At 40.2% G+C, this 22,924-nt stretch carries 17 protein-coding genes; 4 read left to right on the top strand and 13 right to left on the bottom strand.

What is annotated here, in order from left to right; translation table 11 throughout:
* Positions 1–221 precede the first annotated feature (221 nt).
* The 3 genes from B7695_RS09620 to B7695_RS09610 all read left to right on the top strand — a co-directional run bounded on the left by B7695_RS09620 (position 222) and on the right by B7695_RS09610 (position 3,421).
* The gene (locus B7695_RS09620) at positions 222–2,480 is read left to right on the top strand and encodes an ATP-dependent Clp protease ATP-binding subunit (protein WP_084891389.1); all 2,259 of its coding nucleotides are present in this window, start codon (positions 222–224) and stop codon (positions 2,478–2,480) included.
* A 130-nt stretch (positions 2,481–2,610) separates the two neighbouring features.
* The gene (locus B7695_RS09615) at positions 2,611–3,063 is read left to right on the top strand and encodes an NUDIX hydrolase (RefSeq protein ID WP_084891387.1); all 453 of its coding nucleotides are present in this window, start codon (positions 2,611–2,613) and stop codon (positions 3,061–3,063) included.
* A 58-nt stretch (positions 3,064–3,121) separates the two neighbouring features.
* A complete protein-coding gene (locus B7695_RS09610) occupies positions 3,122–3,421 on the top strand; it encodes a DUF1827 family protein (protein ID WP_084891385.1) in 300 nt (99 codons plus the stop codon).
* A 470-nt stretch (positions 3,422–3,891) separates the two neighbouring features.
* On the opposite strand, the gene ezrA is transcribed toward B7695_RS09610, so the two are convergent.
* The 9 genes from ezrA to B7695_RS09560 all read right to left on the bottom strand — a co-directional run bounded on the left by ezrA (position 3,892) and on the right by B7695_RS09560 (position 16,633).
* The gene (ezrA, locus tag B7695_RS09605; RefSeq protein WP_084891383.1) at positions 3,892–5,619 is read right to left on the bottom strand and encodes a septation ring formation regulator EzrA; all 1,728 of its coding nucleotides are present in this window, start codon (positions 5,617–5,619) and stop codon (positions 3,892–3,894) included.
* A 78-nt stretch (positions 5,620–5,697) separates the two neighbouring features.
* A complete protein-coding gene (gene gyrB / locus B7695_RS09600; RefSeq protein ID WP_084891381.1) occupies positions 5,698–7,644 on the bottom strand; it encodes a DNA topoisomerase (ATP-hydrolyzing) subunit B in 1,947 nt (648 codons plus the stop codon).
* 14 nt (positions 7,645–7,658) lie between these two features.
* Positions 7,659–8,222: an HAD family hydrolase gene (locus B7695_RS09595; protein ID WP_192855777.1), complete on the bottom strand. Its 564-nt coding sequence runs from the start codon at positions 8,220–8,222 to the stop codon at positions 7,659–7,661.
* An 85-nt stretch (positions 8,223–8,307) separates the two neighbouring features.
* Positions 8,308–8,862 carry a DJ-1 family glyoxalase III gene (locus tag B7695_RS09590; RefSeq protein WP_084891377.1) on the bottom strand — a complete coding sequence of 185 codons (555 nt, stop codon included), beginning with the start codon at positions 8,860–8,862 and terminating at the stop codon, positions 8,308–8,310.
* 10 nt (positions 8,863–8,872) lie between these two features.
* Positions 8,873–10,096 carry an FtsW/RodA/SpoVE family cell cycle protein gene (locus B7695_RS09585; RefSeq protein ID WP_084891376.1) on the bottom strand — a complete coding sequence of 408 codons (1,224 nt, stop codon included), beginning with the start codon at positions 10,094–10,096 and terminating at the stop codon, positions 8,873–8,875.
* 36 nt (positions 10,097–10,132) lie between these two features.
* Positions 10,133–12,583 carry a bifunctional DnaQ family exonuclease/ATP-dependent helicase gene (locus B7695_RS09580; protein ID WP_084891374.1) on the bottom strand — a complete coding sequence of 817 codons (2,451 nt, stop codon included), beginning with the start codon at positions 12,581–12,583 and terminating at the stop codon, positions 10,133–10,135.
* 198 nt (positions 12,584–12,781) lie between these two features.
* Positions 12,782–13,711, bottom strand: a complete 930-nt coding sequence (locus B7695_RS09575) for a peptidase U32 family protein (RefSeq protein WP_084891371.1) — start codon at positions 13,709–13,711, stop codon at positions 12,782–12,784.
* A gap of 557 nt (positions 13,712–14,268) precedes the next feature.
* Entirely contained in the window at positions 14,269–15,903 is a 1,635-nt protein-coding gene (locus B7695_RS09565; RefSeq protein ID WP_084891369.1) for a hypothetical protein, read from the bottom strand.
* Complete coding sequence (locus B7695_RS09560; protein WP_050242125.1) at positions 15,884–16,633, bottom strand: ABC transporter ATP-binding protein; 750 nt, start codon at positions 16,631–16,633, stop codon at positions 15,884–15,886. The genes B7695_RS09565 and B7695_RS09560 overlap by 20 nt, the downstream gene beginning before the upstream one ends.
* A 178-nt stretch (positions 16,634–16,811) precedes the next feature.
* Between B7695_RS09560 and B7695_RS09555 the strand changes: the two genes are divergently transcribed.
* The gene (locus B7695_RS09555) at positions 16,812–18,266 is read left to right on the top strand and encodes an alpha-amylase (RefSeq protein ID WP_084891367.1); all 1,455 of its coding nucleotides are present in this window, start codon (positions 16,812–16,814) and stop codon (positions 18,264–18,266) included.
* 89 nt (positions 18,267–18,355) lie between these two features.
* On the opposite strand, the gene alaS is transcribed toward B7695_RS09555, so the two are convergent.
* The 4 genes from alaS to B7695_RS11845 form a co-directional block, all read right to left on the bottom strand.
* Positions 18,356–20,974, bottom strand: a complete 2,619-nt coding sequence (gene alaS / locus B7695_RS09550) for an alanine--tRNA ligase (protein ID WP_084891365.1) — start codon at positions 20,972–20,974, stop codon at positions 18,356–18,358.
* A gap of 21 nt (positions 20,975–20,995) precedes the next feature.
* The gene (locus tag B7695_RS09545) at positions 20,996–21,481 is read right to left on the bottom strand and encodes an LURP-one-related/scramblase family protein (protein WP_084891363.1); all 486 of its coding nucleotides are present in this window, start codon (positions 21,479–21,481) and stop codon (positions 20,996–20,998) included.
* 433 nt (positions 21,482–21,914) lie between these two features.
* A complete protein-coding gene (locus tag B7695_RS09540) occupies positions 21,915–22,535 on the bottom strand; it encodes a tetratricopeptide repeat protein (RefSeq protein WP_049531454.1) in 621 nt (206 codons plus the stop codon).
* Positions 22,536–22,632: 97 nt separating this feature from the next.
* Positions 22,633–22,818, bottom strand: coding sequence for a hypothetical protein (locus tag B7695_RS11845; RefSeq protein WP_239822281.1), 186 nt, complete (start codon positions 22,816–22,818; stop codon positions 22,633–22,635).
* Positions 22,819–22,924 lie beyond the last annotated feature (106 nt).

The raw sequence follows: 22,924 nt of genomic DNA, 5'->3' as shown, positions 1-22,924 counted from the left end.
AGCTGGGATTACACCCTGCATGTCTAACCAAAATCCTTTTTGTCTCACAAATAGGATTTTTTTATAGTCCAAATCCACGAAGATTTTCATTGTAACAACTTCTCAAAGCTGCAATCTTTTTACTTGCTTTACACCCCAATCCTGTTATAATGAGAGTATAGAAATTTGACTATTTTTGACCATTAAACAGGTCAGGCTAAAGAAAGAAATGAGGTAGATGTATGCTTTGTCAAAACTGTAAAATCAATGACTCAACAATTCATCTTTATACCAATCTTAATGGAAAGCAAAAACAAATTGACCTCTGTCAAAACTGCTATAAGATTATCAAGACAGATCCTAACAATAGCCTCTTTAAAGGTATGACGGATCTGAACAATCGTGACTTTGATCCTTTTGGTGATTTCTTCAATGATCTAAACAATTTCAGACCTTCTAACAACACTCCTCCTACTCCCCCAACCCAATCAGGTGGAGGTTATGGTGGAAATGGCGGTTATGGTTCCCAAAATCGTGGATCTGCTCAAACTCCGCCTCCAAGCCAAGAAAAAGGCCTGCTAGAAGAATTTGGTATCAATGTAACTGAGATTGCTCGTCGTGGCGATATCGACCCCGTTATTGGACGCGATGATGAGATTATTCGTGTCATCGAGATTCTCAATCGTAGAACCAAGAATAATCCTGTTCTTATCGGTGAACCTGGTGTCGGAAAAACGGCCGTTGTCGAAGGTCTAGCTCAGAAAATAGTTGATGGCAATGTTCCACATAAACTCCAAGGTAAACAAGTCATACGTCTGGATGTAGTTAGCCTGGTTCAAGGAACGGGTATCCGTGGACAATTTGAAGAACGTATGCAAAAGCTCATGGAAGAAATTCGCAAACGTGAGGATATCATCCTCTTTATCGATGAAATCCATGAAATTGTCGGTGCTGGTTCTGCGGGCGATGGCAATATGGATGCAGGAAATATCCTCAAACCAGCCCTTGCCCGTGGTGAACTGCAACTGGTCGGCGCTACTACCCTTAATGAATACCGTATCATTGAAAAGGATGCTGCCCTAGAGCGTCGAATGCAGCCTGTCAAAGTCGATGAACCAACAGTGGAAGAAACAATCACTATCCTCAAAGGAATTCAAAAGAAATACGAAGACTACCACCACGTTCAGTATACCGATGCTGCGATTGAAGCAGCTGCAACTCTTTCCAATCGCTACATCCAAGATCGCTTCTTACCTGACAAGGCCATTGACCTCCTAGATGAAGCTGGTTCTAAGATGAACTTGACCTTGAATTTTGTAGATCCTAAAGTGATCGATCAGCGCTTGATTGAGGCTGAAAATCTCAAATCTCAAGCTACACGAGAGGAAGATTTTGAGAAGGCGGCTTATTTCCGCGACCAGATTGCCAAGTATAAGGAAATGCAAAAGAAAAAGGTCACAGACCAGGATACTCCTATCATCAGTGAGAAAACCATTGAGCACATTATCGAGCAGAAAACCAATATTCCTGTTGGCGATTTGAAAGAGAAAGAACAATCTCAACTCATCCATCTAGCCGAAGATCTCAAGTCTCATGTTATTGGACAGGATGATGCTGTCGATAAGATTGCCAAGGCTATTCGCCGGAATCGTGTCGGTCTCGGTACGCCTAACCGCCCAATCGGAAGCTTCCTCTTCGTCGGACCAACTGGGGTCGGTAAGACAGAACTTTCCAAACAATTAGCTATCGAACTCTTTGGTTCTGCTGATAGCATGATTCGCTTTGACATGAGCGAATACATGGAAAAACACAGCGTAGCTAAGTTGGTCGGTGCCCCTCCAGGTTATGTTGGCTACGATGAGGCTGGGCAATTAACTGAAAAAGTTCGCCGCAATCCATATTCTCTTATTCTCTTGGATGAAGTAGAGAAAGCCCATCCAGATGTTATGCACATGTTCCTCCAGGTCTTGGACGATGGTCGTTTGACAGATGGGCAAGGACGTACCGTTAGCTTCAAGGATGCCATCATCATCATGACTTCAAATGCAGGTACAGGTAAGGCAGAAGCCAGCGTTGGATTTGGGGCTGCTAGAGAAGGACGTACCAACTCTGTTCTCGGTGAACTCGGTAACTTCTTTAGCCCAGAGTTTATGAACCGTTTTGATGGCATTATCGAATTTAAGGCTCTCAGCAAAGATAACCTCCTTCAGATTGTCGAGCTTATGCTAGCAGACGTTAACAAACGTCTTTATAGCAACAACATTCATCTCGATGTGACTGACAAGGTCAAGGAAAAGTTGGTTGACCTAGGTTATGATCCAAAAATGGGAGCACGCCCACTTCGTCGTACTATTCAAGACTATATTGAGGACGCAATCACTGACTACTACCTTGAAAATCCAAGCGAAAAAGACCTCAAGGCAGTTATGACCAGCAAGGGCAAGATTCAAATCAAATCTGCCAAAAAAGCTGAAGTGAAAACTTCTGAAACAGAAAAATAAATTCTATAAAAAAGGAGTAGAAAGTGAAATGTTTCTGCTTCTTTTTTACTAAAATAACTGTAATTTCTTGACAGCTTGCCCTTTGTCCATTATGATAATAATAACGATACTAGATAATGAGGAAAATGCAATGGCAAACCCAACTTTCGGAGAAAAAAAAGCGAATACAGACTATGTTGCACGCTATGGAGTGTATGCAGTTATCCCTGACGCTGAACAAAAACAAATAGTTTTAGTTCAAGCTCCTAATGGTGCTTGGTTCTTACCAGGTGGCGAAATTGAAGCAGGGGAAAATCATCAGGAAGCCCTAAAACGCGAATTGATTGAAGAGCTTGGATTCACAGCTGAAATTGGTGTCTATTACGGACAAGCTGACGAATATTTCTACTCTCGTCACCGTGATACCTACTACTACAATCCTGCCTACCTCTATGAAGCTACTTCTTTCAAGGAAGTTCAAAAACCACTAGAAGACTTTAATCATATTGCCTGGTTCCCTATCGACGAGGCTATTAAAAATCTTAAACGTGGTAGCCATAAATGGGCCATCCAATCTTGGAAAAAACAGCATAAGATTGACTAAACCAAGCTACTTTATCCAAAAAGTGCTATAATAGAATTAGAAAATCGGAGGAAATATTATGAAGCTTATCAATACGACAAACTCACACTCGCAACTTGTAAAAGGCCAGCTAGAGAGTACAGATGCAACCCTTGTTGAGGTCTATTCTGCTGGAAATACAGATGTTATTTTTACCCAAGCTCCGCTTCACTATGAAATCCTCATCTCAAATAAACACCGTGCTATTCGAGAAACTGAAATCGAAGCCATCCAAGAGTTTTTCTTGAAACGTAAAATTGATAAGGACTCTATTGATGATGCCAATATCAAAACACTCTACTCAGAAAAATTAATTGGGATTTCGATTCCAACCAAGTAAAGAAGTTGAGTAAAAACTCGATTCAAGAAAAAGTCCAGTAAGTCTTTCCATAATAAAACGCATAGTAGCAAGTTTTTCTACACCTGTATTATGCGTTTTTATAATTTTGAAGTCTATTGCTAATCAATGAAAAATCAAAGAGCAAACTAGGCAGCTAGGCAATAGTTTCTCAAAGTACAGATTTAAAGCTACAGATAATACTGACGAAGTCACTTCAAAGCACTGTTTTGAGGTGGGGGATAGAGAGGATCGGAAAAAATGAAGTAATACTCAATGAAAATCAAAGAGCAAACTAGAAAGCTAGCCACAGGTTGCTCAAAGCATAACTTTGAAGCTGCAGATAAAACTGACGAAAGCAATGGCATATATAAGGCAAGGTGAAGCTGACGTGGTTTGAAGAGATTTTTGATGAGTATTACTATAAAAAAGATTTGATTCTGCTTCTCACACAATCAAATCTTTTTATTATTTTAGAAACGAATTGTTTCACGTGTTTTCTCATATGAGGTAACAAAGCGGTTGGTTACACCAGGCTCTGCCACTTCCAATGCTTGAGAAATCTTGTCAAATGAAGCGCGATAATCAAATTCTTTTTCAAAAATATCTAAAGCTTCATTAAAGGCTTCTTGAATGCGTTCATCAAATGAGCGGTAGCGGTTAGAATATTGCAATAGTTGTTCTGTCAAGGTTGCATACTGTACAATATTATAAGTTTCCGCCTCAAGCTCCTCCATATCCTTCGTTGCAATTTCAAGAATACGGTTAACCGATTCTATATTGACTAAGTTTTGCTCTAATTCAGCCATTAGATCTTCCGTATTATTACTTGCTGTAAAGAATAACTTCAAGAAAGTTTGTGGAATACCAGGTAGGTTCCGTTTTTCCATATATCTCTTAATTGTATGGAGACGATTAACATATACATTTGCTTTTTGACGTGCATTGATATCATCTTTCTCAACTCGTGCAAGACGCTCACTAACTGAAATCTGTTCATCTTCAATCTCTTTAAGATTTTCCTGTAAAGATTCAAGATTTTCTTCAAGAATTGAATATGCTTGAGTTGGTTCATCTTGATTTGAAGTTGCCTCAATAATAGCAGTCTCAAAACTTTCTAATTCGGACTGTAAACGACGAACATGACTTGCATCCGATTCAGAAAGTAAATAACTTTTACTCAAACGCTCAATGTCTTCTATCAATAAAGCATTATTTTCCTTCATGTGTTGAAGATAAGTAGGAAGTGTTGCTACTAAACCTTCTACTACTTTCTGTGCCGCAATTTCTCTTGTAAAGATATCATAAAGTGCATTAATCTCTTCTTGGATTTGAGTATTTTCGTACTCTGCATTATCCAATTCTAGTTTCGCAATATTCTCATGATTTTTCTTGAGAGCTTCATAAAGCAGTTGGAAACGCGCTTCAATATCTGTCTCAGAAAAATGATAATTAGCATCTAAAAGCTTACGGTAGCCATCTTCTAAATCTTCCAGCTGATCAGGTAGGTCTTTAGATAATGTTGCTACAATTGCTGGTATACGATCAACAATATGCGTTAAAGCCAAGATATGATTTTCAGCATTATCCAAAATCACAGCAGCTTCTACTGGGTCACCTGACGAATTTAAAGTTACAAACTGAGAAAACTCGGATTGGATATTTTCCAATTGTTTTTCAATTTCAGACAAACCTTGGCCATATTCTTCAGAATGATCAGCAACTCGGTGTTGCAACTCTTCAAACAAGTCCAAGGTATGAAGAACACGTCCACTATTTTTAGACTCTTGTTTCTCCAAGTCTGCCAAGGCATTGCGAATTGCCGCAATATCTTCTTCAATCAAGGTAATTTGACTCTCGATTTGATCAATTTGATGACTCGCTTTGAAAAAACGGAATGAGTTATTGTATCCTTCTGCCTCGAAAAGATTATTTTCAATATCGGCAAAAGAATTAAGAGATAAATCAACCCATTTTTGATTCCATTCACGGAAAGTCACCTGACTTTGTCCAATCAAGTGCATATTTTTTACTGCTTCGACCTCATCATTAACAGGAAGATTATAGAGCTGTTCTTTTCTTTCTTCAAGACCTGTTAATCTACTTACGTTTCGCTTGCGTAGAAAAATAGCTGCCACATAAGCCAGAATCAAAATGACTGCAATCGCAACCATTAGATAAATTAGTTGTCCATTAGACATATTAAACTCCTTTTATACTAGAAACAATCGTAATGATTATATCATATTTTTTAAACCATGGGAACCATTTCCCATTTTTTAAACGTCAAGTGTACTATAGACAGCATTTTCTTCGATAAATTCACGACGAGGCTCTACTCTATCCCCCATCAACATATCAAAGATTTTATCTGCTTCCGCAGCATCATCCACAGAAACTCTAGCCATCAAACGGTGTTCGGGATCCATAGTTGTTTCCCACAACTGGTGATCATCCATCTCACCCAAACCTTTATAACGCTGAATGGTTGGTTTGGCACGACCTTCACTGTGGCGTGCTAAGGCTTCTTGGAGTTTAATTTCTTGATCTGCCCCTGGCTGGATATATTCTTTAATCTCGCTTCCAACCTTGACTCCATAAATTGGTGGTTGGGCAATATAAACATAACCAGCTTCTAGGATTGGTTTCATATAACGATAAATCAAGGTTAAAAGGAGGGTACGAATATGAGCTCCATCGACATCGGCATCGGTCATCAAAACGAGTTTTTGGTAACGGGCTTTCGAAACATCAAATTCTGCTCCAAATCCTGTTCCCATCGCTGTGAAAAGACTACGAATTTCTTCGTTAGCTAGAATCTTATCCATACTTGCCTTTTCAACATTCAAAATCTTACCGCGAATTGGAAGGATAGCCTGAAACTCACGGTTACGACCAGATTTGGCTGATCCACCAGCTGAATCTCCTTCGACGATGAAGAGTTCTGTTTCAGCAGGATTGTTAGAAGAACAGTCTGCTAGTTTCCCTGGAAGGTTGGAAATTTCCAAACCAGATTTTTTACGAGTGACTTCACGCGCACGCTTGGCAGCCACACGAGCCTTGGCAGCTAAGATCCCTTTCTCCACGATGCGCTTGGCGATCTGTGGATTTTCCATTAAGAAATCAGAGAAGGCATCGCTGAAAAGACGATTGGTAATCTTGACCACTTCACTGTTCCCAAGTTTGGTCTTTGTTTGTCCTTCAAACTGCGGATTTGGATGCTTAACTGAGATAACTGCAGTTAATCCTTCGCGAACATCTTCCCCTGTTAAATTGTCTTCATTATCTTTCAGTAACTTATTCTTACGAGCATAATCGTTGATAACACGTGTCAAGGCTGTACGGAAACCTTGTTCATGCGTTCCGCCTTCATGTGTATGAATATTATTGGCGAAACTCATGACATTTTCATGGTAACCAGTTGTGTACTGCATGGCTACCTCAACTGTGATATCATCCATCTCACCGTCTGTATAGATTGGTGTATCAAAGATTACATCCTTGTTCTCGTTGATATATTCAACGTAGCTAGCAATCCCACCTTCATAATGGTAATGCTTGGTTTGTTCCAAACCTTGGCGCTTATCTGTAATGGAGATTTGAAGACCGCGATTTAGAAAGGCCAACTCTTGAATCCGTTTATTTAATTTATCAAAATCAAAGGTTGTTGTCTCCGTAAAGATTTCTGGGTCTGGTGTGAAGTGAACCGTTGTTCCAGTTTTATCCGTATCTCCAACTACTTCAAGATCTGCGACAACATGACCACGACGGTATTCTTGGTAGTGAATCTTACCATTTTTGTGGACATGAACATCTAATTGAGTAGAAAGAGCATTAACTACTGAAGACCCCACTCCGTGAAGACCACCTGAGACCTTATATCCGCCACCGCCAAATTTTCCTCCAGCGTGAAGGACTGTAAAGACAGTCTCAACGGCAGGTCGACCTGTTTTTTCCTGAATATCGACTGGGATACCACGCCCATCATCGACAACAGTAATCGAATCATCTGGCTCAATAAAAACTTGAATATGGCTGGCAAATCCTGCCAAGGCCTCATCAATTGAGTTATCAACAATTTCCCAGACTAGATGGTGAAGACCTTCTTTTGAGGTTGACCCGATATACATCCCTGGACGCATACGAACAGCCTCTAAGCCCTCTAAAACTTGAATTTGACTGGCATCATAATCCTGTGCCTGCAGATTTTTGATTTCTTCTGTCATCTTATTCCTTTTTCTTACATGTCTAATACTTGTCTTAAATTCACGATACTGGTAAACAAGTGGGTAGCTAGTCCTGCAGCTTGCCCGGCTTCGATATCAATCGGTCGATCACCAATTACAAGACCAGAGTTAATCTGATACTTTTCTCTTAAATAAATCATGGACTCAGGGTTTGGTTTTCTCTTAAAGCCCGAGTTAGAAGTCACCACTTCTGTAAAATAAGCTGCTATAGAGGTTTTTTCTAAAATTTCCAAGACTTGATTATTTCGATGAGAAACCAAAAAATGACGGCCACCTTGATTGGAGATATCTTTCAATAAATCAGAAACTCCATCAAATAAAATCGGGTGTTCAAGCTCTCTGGCTTCATTTTTCTTATACTTTTCTAAAAAATTCTCTAAGTTGGGAGCGAATATCTCAATCGCAAAATCAGTAGAAACCTTTAAAGCCTGATAGACACTGTCATGGTCTTGTGTGATGCCATACAATGCCAATGTTTCAACAAATGCAGCTGTTGAAGTTTCATAATTATCCAGTAAAGTTCCACCTAAATCCCAGATATAATCGTGATATTTCATACCCTTCATTATAGCATTTTTTTATGAAAAAAGCGATGATTTCCCTGAGTTTTCCACATAAAAAAACGAGAGTTTGACTCCCGTTTTACTGATTTTTACCAAAGACATCTCGATAGAGCATTCCTGTTCGTAAACTCTCTGCGTCTCCTCCTAGTTGGTCCACCAACTCGTAGGCAAAGGCAAGGGCTGTAGAGGGACCTCGACTGGTTGTCAAATGACCATCTACCACTACTGTTTCCTTGACATATTGACCATCAAGGATTTGCTCTTGAACGCCATCATAGCAAGTGTACTGCTTATTTTTCAATAGCCCTGCTTGATTGAGGGCAATTGGCGCCGCACAAATAGCTGCCAGTTTCTTCCCCTCTTGCTCGAAGCTTTGCAACTCTTGAATCAAGGCCTGATTATCACGTAAATGTGCAGAACCAGGCATCCCTCCAGGAAGAACAATCATGTCATAGTCTGATAAATCACCCTCAAAGACACGATCTGCTCTTACTTGGATTGCGTGCGAACCTGTCACTTGCTCTTCAAAACCAACCATATCACAAGTGATATTGGCACGACGCAAAACATCCACAACTGTCAAAGCTTCAATTTCTTCAAAGCCCTGAGCTAACATAACGGCTACTTTAACCATGATTTTCTCCTTATTTGATTCGTTTTAATACAACCTTTTTTCGCTTGAATCTGACTTTTCCACTCTTTTCTTCAGCTAGATTGGTTTGATAACTCATCGATAGAAGCAAGCCAACACCGATCAAGTTACTGATAATAGCCGATCCTCCTTGCGAAATAAAAGGCAAGGGAATCCCAGTCAAAGGAAGCAAGCCCGTCACAGCACCGATATTCTCAAAGATGTGGAAGAGCAACATCATAATCAAACCTGTAGAAATATAGGTGTAGAACTGGTTATTTGATTTAAGAGTAATCTTCAACATACGGTAAATCAGCATGAGGTAAAGAGCAATAACAAGGACAGAGCCAATAAAGCCAAAATCTTCTGCGATAACCGTGAAAATCATATCCGACTCACGAACTGGAATAAGCAGATTCGAAGCATTAAAACCTTGACCAAATAAGCCACCGCTCCCAATGGCAATCTGCCCTTGAGCCTGTTGGTAAGTGGTTGTTTGGGCAAAGTCGAATGGATTGAGCCAAGCCAAGATACGATTGATTTGGTAGGTCGGCATCCCCAATTGATGGAGAAAAGCCCGACCACCCTGACTGATAAAAATGGCTAAGAAGCCAGCAACTCCTGTTACAGCAGTCACAAATACTGGAATAATAATTTTCCAAGAAACTCCTGATAGTAAGACGATTCCTGAGAAAATGGCTACAAAAACCAAAGCCGTCCCCAAGTCACTTTGAAGTGCCAAAAGAACTAGGACTGGAATGGTAAAGACAATCATCCAAAAAATTAATAAAAAGTCCAGCGGAACTGTGCGTCTCCATTCCTTATGTTTTTTTGTAAACTGGACAATGACACGGGCCAACATGAGGATATAGGATATCTTCATAAATTCTGACGGTTGGAATAGGGTAATTCCATTTATTGATACCCAGTTTTTGGCACCCGTTGATGCAACTAGGCTTGGATTATAAAAGACGATTGGCAAGACCATGAGTCCCAAGCCTAAAATATACAGAAAGGGGGTCACTTTCCAAAGAAATTCTGTATTAAAGAGCATGACGATAAAACCAATCACAAGCCCCAAGGCGATCCAGGCGACCTGCTGCCCTAAAATGGGCAAAATATTATTTGGATAATCATGACTAACAGCTATATAGATAGCCACCACGCCAATAACCAGTAGAAAAAATACTGGCAAGAGCAAACTATAATCGACTCTAGAGTCGAGAGAACGTTTCATATATACTAACCTTATACTTTCATACAATACTATTTATCAAAGTTCATTTAAAAATTTATCAACAGCCTCATCAACTTCGGATCGAGAGACGGTTTTAACAGTCGCTTCTTTTGCTAGAGAAGTCACAATTTGTTTGCCATATCTCTTTCCGACAATTCTCCTATCCAAAATAAGAGTTAAGGAACGTTGGTGTTCGCGTCTCATACTTCTTCCCAAAGCTTGTTTTAAACGAATAATAGCCATCGGCAATTGATAATCATAAAAGGCATTTTTCCCTTCTTGATTCAGTTCCTGATTGATCTTTTTCGTCAAGGGCTCTTGGGGATTTTGGAAAGGAAGTCTTGGTACAACTTGAAGCACAAAAGGATGACTTGAAAAGTCAACTCCCTCCCAGAAACTTGCTGCACCAAGCAGGATTTGTTGTTCTCCTTTTTCAAAGCGTTTCTTCAGTTGATGAACATCGCCATTTTTATACTGGGCCAGATGGCTAACTGGAAGTAAATCCGATACTGCTAGAAGCATGTCTTTAGCAGTAAAGAGAACTAAAATCGGTTGCTGAAAAGCTTGAACATCCATCAGCAAATCAGATACCTCTTTGGCGTAGACTTCTAAGGAAGTTTCTGTTACTAGAGGAAAATCTTTGACCAAGACCACTTCTTGATCCTGTTTTTTACCAGCTTCAACCTTGACAAATTTAGCTTCGGGATAGCCTAACAGGTCTGCCAAAGAAACTCTCTGACTAATCTCAAGAGTGGCCGACACTCCCAAGACTTGGCATGAATCAGGCACTAAGGAAGATAGAAGAATACGGCCTGATTTCGTAGAAGAAATCTGAATTTTCTTTTGACTCGTTTCAGTTGCTTCAAGCCAGTAATCACCTTCAGTCGTAAAATAGCGAACCAGTTCCTCAAAGCCTTCTACTTCTAATTCTGAAAAATACTGGTGGAGATTGACCAGAGAATCTAAGATATTTTTCTTAGATTTTCCAGACTGAAATTGTTCTATCAAGTAGAGGCACTCAAAGCGAATACTTTCTAGTATTCGTTGTTGAACCCTGTTTTCTTCTCCTACTAAAGCCTTATCAATCAAATCGACAATAGACTGGATATCGTAGGTCTCTTGAAGCAGATTTTCTAGAGCTAACAAAATCTTTTGAACTTCATCAATAATCAATAAACAGTCACTGACGAATTCAGGATTATCTTCAAGTCTGGTTACAAGATAGGCATGATTGGTCACTAAAAGCTTGCAGGTTTGTGCCCTTTCTTGACTACGTTTCCAAAAATCTTCCGTCACAAATAAGCTTTGAGATGATAAATTTCCGTCATGACGAAGATATGTTAGAAAATGTTGGTAACGGTAGAGTTGCCCGATTTCATCCAAATCCCCTGTCTCTGTCTCAGTCAGCCAGACCAAGAGTTGCATTTTAAAGCGTCTAAATAAGCGATTTTCATCACTTTCCTGCAAGGAACGATAAAAGGCATCCAACTTCAGATAATTGTGTGGTCCCTTTAAACTATGAATATCTATATGGAACACTTCCTTGAGGCATTTACCTTCTTCTTCCATGATTTGATTTTGAAGAATCTTTGTCGGAACACTAAGAACAATTTGACGCTCTTTTACTTGGGACAAAGCGGGTAAGAGATAACCATAAGTTTTCCCAATTCCTGTCGGCGCTTGAATTAATGAGACAGGCTCATCTTTCAATAGCAAGCCAACCTCTTTAGCAAAATTTTCTTGCTCCTCCCTCACTTCAAGGTTCAACAGAGAAATATTCTTAGAAAAATCTTGAGATAATTTTCGTGGCTCATTTGGGGTTGCAGGTTTCTTGAAATATAGTCCTTGAACTTGGACCAAGTCTGGTGAACTCAGGATAGATTGGTTGCGATAAATTTCTTCAATAACCAGGTAGGACTCATATAGGAGGGCGTCAGCCATTTCCAGCAAGCGTTCCAAGAGACCTTTCGGAAGCTGGGCCATCTTTTCTCGTAAAAATAAGAGGAATTCCGCAGTAGCTTGGGCATCTGAAAGGGCTGTGTGGGCGTGTTTTAGAGGAATTCCTAATTCCTGACACAAAATCGGCAAACTATATTTTTCCAGTTCTGGGAAAAAGACTTGTGCCAATTCGACCGTGTCAACACGAGGATTTCTTAGTTCATAGCCTTCAAAAAATAAATTTTCCGCCAAAAGATTGGCATCAAACTGAACATTGTGGGCTACAAAAATCCCATCCTCCACCAAGTCAAAGATTTTTCTGGCAACTTGCGAAAAATCAGGTGCTTGCGCCAGACGTTGATCTGTCAATCCTGTCAGTTCTTTGATATGAGCATCTAAGGGTTCATGTGGATTGACATCCGTCGTATAGTGATCGACGATTTTTCCGTCCTCAATCACGACAATTCCCACTTGGATAATTTTAGCCTTACTACCTGTGCTAGTTGCCTCTAAATCAACCACAACATAGCGATTACCAATCGTTTTCATTATAAAAAATTATACCAAAAAAAGGGCCATTTGGCACCTGCAAACATAGGATAATTTTCAAACTCGAGAAGGTCACTTTTCTGAAAAATCCCAGTAAACAGAGCATCCTAGCCTACTTATTTTTTGAAAATATTGGAGAATAAGAAAAATTGAGAGAAGAAATGTTTGCATCTTCCTTCTCTCAACTATCCATTTACTTTATTTAACCATGTCAGGATCGTAGTCATAAAATCCTGTATCAAGGAAACGGTTTCTAGGGTGTAACTTGCGAACTTCTTCATCTAGCAAGAAGGCTTGGTCATGGCTAAAGTTACCCTCTTGGATCAAGCTACGCGCTTGGATAAAGAGTTTTGCAATCTCGACAAAGTTCTGACCAGGTGTGTAGAGCCCTTCTAGTTTCCAGTGAGTAAAGCCATGCTCTACCAATTCTGTCAATTTTGTCATCAAATCAAGGTCATTGTTGGCAAAGATGTGGGTACCATGATTATCTTCAAAAATGGAATAGTGGCTCTCTGGGTCACTTGGCTCAGCCAAGAAAAGGTCACGCTTGCGGGTCTTTTCATCATCGATATGCGTAAAGTTATAGTAGTTTTGCAAGAGCGGACGTTTAGAATGGTGAATCACACTAGCACCATACACCAAAACTTCGGCAGGAATTTCCAAAATCTCTGGCATTTTGAAAAGTTCAGCTGATGGAATTTCACGCGCCAAAACAGCCTCAGATGCGCCAGCCTTTTGTCCCCAGAAGTTAATCTGACGACTGCTTGTTACCATGGTTGAAGCATCGTAGATGGTTTTAAAGGAATAACCATCGCGATTGACCACATAAAAGACACCTGCATCCCCAATCGTAATGTAGTCTGTCTTGATTTCTTCCAAGAAATCTAAGAAAGGCTTGATACGGTCCATCATATCTTGGTGCATGAGGGCGTTAACCGCAACGATCAATTCCTTACCAGCATCATGAACCAGCTTAGCGATTTCACGCAATTGGTCATAACTAAAGATTGTTGGCAGACGAAGGCCAAAATCTTTCTCACCGACATAGATACGGTCTACGCCAGCTTCGAGCAGTTGTTCAACTTGTTCAATACTTTCAGCAGTTGCTGTAATGATAATCTTTTCCATAAGAAAAATTATACCACATTTCTCCAAAATCAGCCAAGACTTATCAGAGTTTTACAAATAGGAATTATTTCAGTAACTTCCACTTGACTCACCAAAGTGGAAATTAGTCTAATACTCTTCAAACCACGTCAGCTTTATCTGCAACCTCAAAGCGGTGCTTTGAGCAACCTGAGGCTAGCTTCCTAGTTTGCTCTTTGATTTTCATTGAGTATAAAACAGATTTTTATAAGAATAACTAGATAAAGGTAAACCCGGAAATATAAGAGAGCTCGCCAGTAACAATGATTTTGTATGCTATCCATAAATAGCAAACATCTCAAGCTCCATTAACCTTCAAAACATCATAGATAAAATCTAGTCCAAAATTTAAGCAATTGATGCTATAGGATTTATATGTTGTTATAAATTTCTAGTCGTTTTTTGTTATGATAAGAAAAATGGCATAGAAAAACGAGTATCTCCATCTACGGAAATACTCGTTTTTTGATAGTTAGAAGTAGTTTTTTGCTCAGCTTCATTTCTTTTTATAAAATTTATCAAGCAAGCGACCAACTATCTCATCTTTTTTCTATTTCTGCCAATATGCGTGACAGGTAGTAATGATAGCTAAAAATAGCAAGAGCAAGCAAGAGGATAAGAACTCCTACTCCCAAGCTGACGGCAAGGATAGTAGAGAGAGACTGAACCAAGAATAAGCTCCCTATTACAAGGGCCATCAAGATTGCACTATAAACCAAAATCAAAACAATTGCTACTATACGATTTGAACGGTTCACCAAGTCCGTAATACTACTCCAATTGGTTGACAGATTTTTCACGTCCTTAAAGTAATGGTGGCAAGAAAGGATGACACTGGCAAGGATCCATGCCACAAGGAGGTAAATCATCGAAAGGATGGGCAAGCCTAGATATAGAGAAAGGCCAAGTAAAGTCAGAACTGGTAAAAAGGACTGGACAGCAAATATAATCCAAAATTTCACTTTCACATAACGAGCAAAGTCAAAGGGTAAACTCTTAAGAAAATCAACATTTTCCCTCTCCAAGGACAAGGCAATTGAATGCAGGCTGGTGATATTGTTATTGACAACTGCTATAAACACTCCTATAAAAAACAAGGGTAACCAGTATGGAGGATGAATGTCTGGAACTATCTGAGAATCTCGGATTTTGGAAATCAGACCAATCATCATGAGATAAGGAAGGAAAGCACTTGTAAAAAGCACTGTAACCACGCCAGTCCCCTGTCCCAAGAGGGTGAGGTGGTAGCGTAAAACCATGCGGAAAAATCCCTTTTTAGTAGTTGAAATTCTCTCCTTGCTGCGACGTTCTTTTTTGACCTTCTCCTCACTATTAAGCAGGATAACGTCATAAAAACGAGGAAGGACCTTCTTTTTGGTCAGATAAAGCAGGAAGAGAGTTAGTCCTATCCAAGCTAGCAGACCCAGTATGGCTTCAGTCGAAAAAGGGTCCACTGCTATTTTGTAAAAGATATGAAGAGGATAAAGGAGAAATGGAATGTCTCTAACTTTGTCAACAATACTTCCAAAAGTCGACTGTAGAAAGAGGACAAATATTAAAGGTATGAGAACCCCTATCCCAATCATCACATTCGAAAAAATAGACTGATACTTTCTGAAGACCCTAGTCTGAGCCAAGAAATGTACTGCCACTACCATCACTAAAGTAACAGAGACAAATAATAAGGCCAAGGACAGCAGCATCAAAGGCAAGCCCAGCCAAAGAGAAGGAGCTAGCCTAATATAGAGGACTAGAAAATAAGCTAGGATTGGTACAATTCCAGCTAGAGCTGGCAAGAGAACAGACAGTCCTTTAGCAATTATAATCTCTGATTCTTTAAAGGCATAGGGCCTATACGATGCCAAGTCCTTACTCTCATAAAAGACATTGTAAAATGCAGTGAAAGAAGTTGAAAAGGAAAGCACCAGTAAAATAGCAACCATGCTACTAAAAAAACTTGGCATTTCCTCAAAAGGAAAACGAAAGGCTATATTTATAAACATGAAAAGCATCAAGAGACTAGAAAAAATGTAAGAACTTAGGACTCTAGCGGAAACATTTACTTTTTTCCCAGGATTCTTAGCCTGCTTCTTTCGTAGATTAGCCAGATTAGCTTCTTGAGATGAATAGAGGATATTGATATCAACTAATTTTTTAATGACCTTGAGACGCATCTGAAACCTCCTCTTTTCTACCAGCAAGGCTAAGGTAGATGCTTTCCAAAGACTGGTCTGGGTGGTCTTTTCTCAAGTCCTCCACGCTACCACAATAAATCAAATGTCCCTTTTTCAAAATGGCAATCCGATCACAGACTTGCTCAGCTACCTCTAAGACATGGGTTGAAAATAAGACCGTCTTGCCTTTTTGTGCATGCTCCTTCATCATTTGCTTCAAATCAAAGGCAGCCTGGGGATCCAAACCAGTCAAGGGTTCGTCCAAGACCCAAATATCAGGATCAGACAAGAGTGCCCCGATGACAAAGACTTTCTGACGCATTCCGTGAGAAAGGGTTTCAATAACCTGATAGCGGTTTTCAGCAAAATCAAAAACACTCAATAGCCTAGCTAGACTAGCCTCCAAGTCAGAGCTAGTCAGATCATAGGATGAGGCGATCAATTCCCAAAATTCATTGGCCGTTAAGCGTAAAAATAAGTCAGGCGAGTCTGCTACGTAGCCAATCTTACGTTTAATAGCCAAGCGATTTTCCGATAACTCCTGACCATCTACCAAAATACGACCACTGCTGGGCGAAATGATACTGACTAAGGATTTTATGGTGGTCGATTTCCCAGCACCATTATGGCCAATCAAGCCCATAATCTCCCCATTTTCAATCTGCAAATTGAGATTGCTCAAAGCCTCTTTATCACCATACAACTTACTAACATTTTGAAATTCAATCATGGGATGACTCCTATCTTTATCTATATTACATACTATTATACTAGCACTTTGATACAAAAAAATCAATACTTTATTTTAAGTAGTTAAAATAGTTTCCTTCTATTTTATGCAAACGTTGGCGCTAACCAATACTTTATGATAGAATAAAGAACAAGATTGACAAGTAAGAGGAAACATCATGCAAAATCAAACACTCATGCAATACTTTGAATGGTATCTGCCCCACGATGGTCAGCACTGGACTCGTCTGGCTGAAGATGCTCCACACCTAGCTCATCTGGGGATTAGCCACGTCTGGATGCCACCAGCTTTTAAGGCAACCAATGAAAAAGATGTCGGCTATGGGGTCTATGACTTATTCGACCTAGGAGAGTTTAACCAAAAAGGTACTATCCGCACCAAGTATGGTTTCAAAGAAGACTATCTTCAAGCTATTCAAACCCTAAAAGCACAGGGAATCCAACCTATGGCCGATGTAGTTCTCAACCACAAGGCTGCTGCCGATCACAGGGAAGCCTTTCAGGTTATCGAAGTTGATCCTGTAGACCGTACAGTTGAACTTGGAGAACCCTTCACCATCAATGGCTGGACTAGCTTTACCTTCGATGGTCGCCAAGATACCTACAATGACTTCCACTGGCACTGGTACCACTTCACAGGTACAGACTACGATGCCAAACGCCGTAAGTCTGGGATTTATCTGATCCAAGGAGACAACAAGGGCTGGGCCAACGAGGAATTGGTCGATAACGAAAACGGTAACTACGACTACCTCATGTATGCCGACCTAGACTTTAAACATCCTGAAGTTATCAAAAATATCTATGACTGGGCTGACTGGTTCATGGAGACGACTGGTGTAGCTGGTTTCCGCTTGGATGCCGTTAAGCACATTGACTCCTTCTTTATGCGTAATTTCATCCGTGATATGAAGGAAAAATATGGTGAGGATTTCTATGTGTTCGGTGAATTTTGGAATCCAGACAAGGAAGCCAATCTGGACTATCTTGAAAAAACGGAAGAACGCTTTGACCTTGTCGATGTTCGTCTCCACCTGAATCTCTTTGATGCTAGCCGAGCAGGTTCCAACTACGACCTTCGTGGTATTTTTACAGATAGCTTGGTTAAACTCAAGCCTGACAAGGCTGTGACTTTTGTCGACAACCACGATACACAACGAGGTCAGGCTCTTGAGTCTACCGTTGAAGAATGGTTCAAACCAGCAGCCTATGCCCTCATTCTGTTACGCCAAAATGGCCTTCCATGTGTCTTTTACGGCGACTACTATGGGATTTCAGGGCAGTATGCTCAACAAGATTTCAAAGAAGTCCTTGACCGCCTCCTAACCATCCGAAAAGATTTGGCCTATGGAGAACAAAATGACTACTTTGACCATGCTAACTGTATCGGTTGGGTACGTTCAGGTGCTGAACATCAATCCCCAATCGCAGTCCTTATCTCAAATGACCAAGAAAACAGCAAGTCAATGTTTGTCGGCCAAGAATGGGCTAACCAAACCTTCGTTGACTTACTTGGAAACCACCAAAGTCAAGTTACAATCGATGAGGAAGGTTATGGACAATTCCCAGTCTCAGCTAGATCCGTAAGTGTCTGGGCAGCCAATACAATCTAATAGTTCATAATATTCAAGCCAGATCCAATCAGATTTGGCTTTTTTGTATTCACAAAAAGACCTACCCAAATGGATAGATCTTTACTTGATTACAATTTACCTGCTACGGCATCCAACAATTCTTGGATTTTAGCTTGGTTGCTTCCTCCTGCCATGGCCATGTCTGGTTTACCACCACCACGTCCATCTACGATTGGTGCTAATTCTTTGACAAGGTTTCCTGCATGAAGGTCTTTTGTCTTGCTTGCTACAAGGACATTGACTTTGTCACCGATAGCAGCAACTAGGACAAGAAGATCAGAGTAGTCTTTTTGTTTCCAGTTATCTGCAAATGTACGAAGGGCACCTGCGTCAGATACAGAAACTTGACTAGCAATGTAACGGTGACCATTGACTTCCTTCACATCCTTGAAGATATCGCCTGCAGCAGCCGCTGCGGCTTTTTCTTTCAACTCAGCATTTTCTTTTTGCAATTGACGAAGTTGTTCTTGAAGTCCTTCTACCTTGTGAGGTACTTCTTTAAGTTGAGGTGCTTTCAAGGTTGCTGCGACTGCTTTAAGAGCATCTTCTTGTTCACGGTAGGCTTCAAAGGCTTCCTTACCAGTCACTGCCAAGATACGGCGAGTTCCTGATCCAATCCCTTCTTCTTTGACAATCTTGAAGAGACCAATTTCAGAAGTGTTGCCAACGTGGGTACCACCACAAAGCTCGATAGAGTAGTCACCGATAGTAACAACACGGACTTCCTTGCCGTATTTCTCACCAAAGAGAGCCATAGCTCCCATTTCTTTGGCAGTGTCAATATCCGTTTCAACTGTCTTCACTTCAAGAGCTTCCCAGATTTTCTCGTTGACTTGCTGCTCAATCGCACGCAATTCTTCAGCAGTCACTGCTTGGAAGTGGGTAAAGTCAAAGCGAAGGAATTCAACTTCGTTAAGAGATCCTGCTTGTGTCGCATGGTTTCCAAGAATGTTGTGAAGGGCAGCGTGAAGCAAGTGAGTCGCAGTGTGGTTTTTCATAACACGGTGACGACGATTTGTATCAATTGCCAAGGTATATTCCTGATTCAAGGCAAGCGGTGCAAGAACTTCAACCGTATGAAGGGCTTGTCCATTCGGAGCTTTTTGAACATTTGTCACAGTAGCCACGACCTTACCTGACTCATTCAAGATTTGTCCGTGGTCAGCGACCTGTCCACCCATTTCAGCATAGAATGGCGTTTCCGCAAAGATAAGTGAGGCAGTTCCTTCTGATACAGCTTCTACTTCTGCATTGTCAGCCACGATAGCCACCAATTTAGAAGACAATTGGCTAGCATTGTAGTTGAAGACACTTTCTACAGTGATGTTTTGAAGGGTTTCATTTTGCATACCCATTGAGCCACCCTTAACAGCTGACGCACGCGCACGTTCTTGCTGTTCTTTCATGGCGGCTTCAAATCCTTCACGGTCTACAGTCATACCAGCCTCTTCAGCGATTTCTTCAGTCAATTCAACTGGGAATCCATAAGTGTCATAAAGTTTGAATACATCTGAACCAGCAATGACAGATTGACCTTTTTCTTTCAAGTCAGCTACAATGCCTTGGGCAAAGTGTTGACCAGAGTGAAGGGTACGGGCAAATGACTCTTCCTCGCTCTTAACGATTTTTTCGATAAAGTCACGTTTTTCAAGCACTTCTGGGTAGTAGCTTTCCATGATTTTTCCAACGGTTGGAACGAGTTTGTAAAGGAAAGGCTCGTTGATTCCCAATTTTTGACCGTGCATAGACGCACGACGGAGGAGACGACGAAGGACATAACCACGGCCTTCATTTCCTGGAAGGGCACCATCACCGATAGCAAATGAAAGTGAACGGATGTGGTCAGCGATGACCTTAAAGCTCATGTTGTCGCCATCTTGGTCATAAACCTTACCAGACAATTTCTCCACTTCACGAATGATTGGCATGAAGAGGTCTGTTTCAAAGTTTGTCTTAGCACCTTGGATAACCGCAACCAAACGCTCCAAACCAGCGCCCGTATCAATGTTCTTGTGTGGCAATTCCTTGTACTCGCTACGAGGAACAGCAGGGTCTGCGTTAAATTGTGACAAAACGATGTTCCAGATTTCAATATAACGGTCGTTTTCAATATCTTCTGCAAGCAGGCGAAGACCGATATTTTCTGGGTCAAAGGCTTCCCCACGGTCAAAGAAGATTTCTGTATCTGGTCCAGAAGGTCCAGCACCGATTTCCCAGAAGTTATCCTCGATTGGAATCAAGTGACTTGGATCCACTCCCACTTCAATCCAGCGGTTGTAAGAATCTTTATCATCTGGATAGTAGGTCATGTAAAGTTTTTCAGCAGGGAAGTCAAACCATTCAGGGCTTGTCAAAAGCTCATAAGCCCAAGTGATGGCTTCGTCACGGAAGTAATCCCCGATAGAGAAGTTCCCCAACATTTCAAACATAGTATGGTGACGTGCAGTCTTCCCTACGTTCTCGATGTCGTTGGTACGGATGGCCTTTTGGGCATTGGTAATACGTGGATTTTCAGGAATAATAGTCCCGTCAAAGTATTTCTTAAGGGTTGCTACCCCAGAGTTAATCCACAATAGAGTTGGGTCATTTACAGGAACCAAGCTCACTGATGGTTCTACTGAGTGACCTTTGGTCGCCCAGAAATCAAGCCACATTTGGCGTACTTGTGCACTAGATAGTTGTTTCATATTGTCTCCTTATTTACTTGTTTAATGTGATTGGCTTTCCAGCATTTCCACATAGTCAATCGCGACACAAAGGGAAATGACTAGGTCTGCATAAGCGTCCTCAAGAACCGTTACAGTATAGGTAGAGGTCAAATGGAAGAGTTCCTTCTTAATTTCTGCAATCATCTGATCGCGATCATCCAGCAATTTGAAATTCAAATCCCAGATATTACCCTCGATACGAAGCCCTAGATTATCAAACTCATACTTATCTCGCCAGAAGGTCAACTTCTTACGAATGACAAAACTCGAGCCATCCCGAAGCTGAATCTCAAAACGAGGAAGCAAGGTCAAGATTTCTTTACTGATCTGACTGACCTGTTCACCATTAGCATCATATATGGTAAAGGTTTTAGGAATCTTAAAAAATGATCCCTCTACCTGATAGGCGATTTCTCCCCTGTCATCCTTGATAGCGAAGCGTTCGCCACCAAGACGAAACTTTTGTTTGACAAGAAATGTTTTCATCAACACCTCCAAAAATCAAAAGACAAGCTCATATCACGAAGGGCGAAAAACCGCGGTACCACCTTCATTCAATGAACTTGTCATTCTCTTGTTCTTATGCAATTGTATGATTGAGTAGCATGACTTCCTAGCTTAGATGGCTCGCAGCACCGCCACTTCTCTGGACTAAGACAACTGAAAATCAATTCTCAACTTTCTTATTATAACGTTTTTTTAAGCTTGCGTCAACTGGAAATCATCTCCGTTGAATCAGAGCAATTTCCTGTATCTTTGATTACTCTTTCAGGAGAACAAAATTAGCCAATATAATTGTTGATATTAAACAAATCCAAAATAACATATCACTCTCTCGCTTTAATATTATCTAGACTGTCAATTGCATATCTACATTCTTTAAGATAAAGCAAACTAATAACAAAATCTAAATTTAAAATCATTCATTAATCAATTCCTCAATTTCCTTTATCCCTTCAAATTCTCCAACACTTTCGAAAAGTTCTATAGCTCGTTTGAAATGTGTGTTGGATAATTCCGTATCTTCCAAGGCTAAATAGATTTCACCTAACCCTCTATAGCTACAAGCTTGAGAAATTACATCATCAGTCTCTAAAGATTGTTCCAATGACAGATTCATGAATGTAAGAGCCTCATCAAGATTGTTTAATTTAAATCTCACATAGCCCTGTTCGTAATTATTCACAGCTTTCTTTAGATTATCATTTGGAAAATGCTCTTCAACTATCTTCTCTTCATCTTCAATAAGTTTTAAAGCCTTATGAAAATCCCCCTGATCTCTGTAGATCATAGCTAATTGATGTAAGCCAATGTGTTCATTTTCTTTATCTTCATTTTGTTGAGCCAATAAAATGTATTTCTCAAAGATATGGGTACATGAAGCATAGTCTTTTTCTGCCAATAATAAATACCCCATCAGATTTAATAGGCTAAAATCTGTACAGGTATCAATGGAAAAATCTTGTTCAACCAACTTTTTAGCTTCTGATGTTTTTCCCTCCAGAAACAAGTCCCAAGCTGTATCAATTTTAGAGTCCATCTATTTCCCCCTTCAACTACAAACAACCTTCATAAAATAGAATCACTCAACAAGAATATACTATTCTCTATCTATTGAGGCTTAATCTTATAAACCATTAATCTGCATTAAAATAATCATAAACCTCTTTAAAGAGAGTCGGCAATATTCCTTGCTCTTCTTTGTCTAAATTATATTCAGAAACTAGCTCATCCATATAGTCAAATACAGTGAAATGTTTTTTTATTCCATTCATAACAAGCGCAAATTTCAAATCATTAAGTTTATCTTTTAACTTCTTCATATCAATTCTAGTGATTGGATGAGAAATACCATCTAGAGTACTATAAATCGTTTTTCCTAGTAAATAATCTGTCGTGGTATCAAATAATTTTGCTAATTTGACGACG

This window comes from Streptococcus mitis (assembly GCF_002096845.1).
In the GTDB taxonomy this organism is placed as follows: Bacteria; Bacillota; Bacilli; order Lactobacillales; family Streptococcaceae; genus Streptococcus; species Streptococcus mitis_A.
Note: the sequence above shows the minus strand (reverse complement) of the source record. Positions and strands in the feature narration are given on the sequence as shown.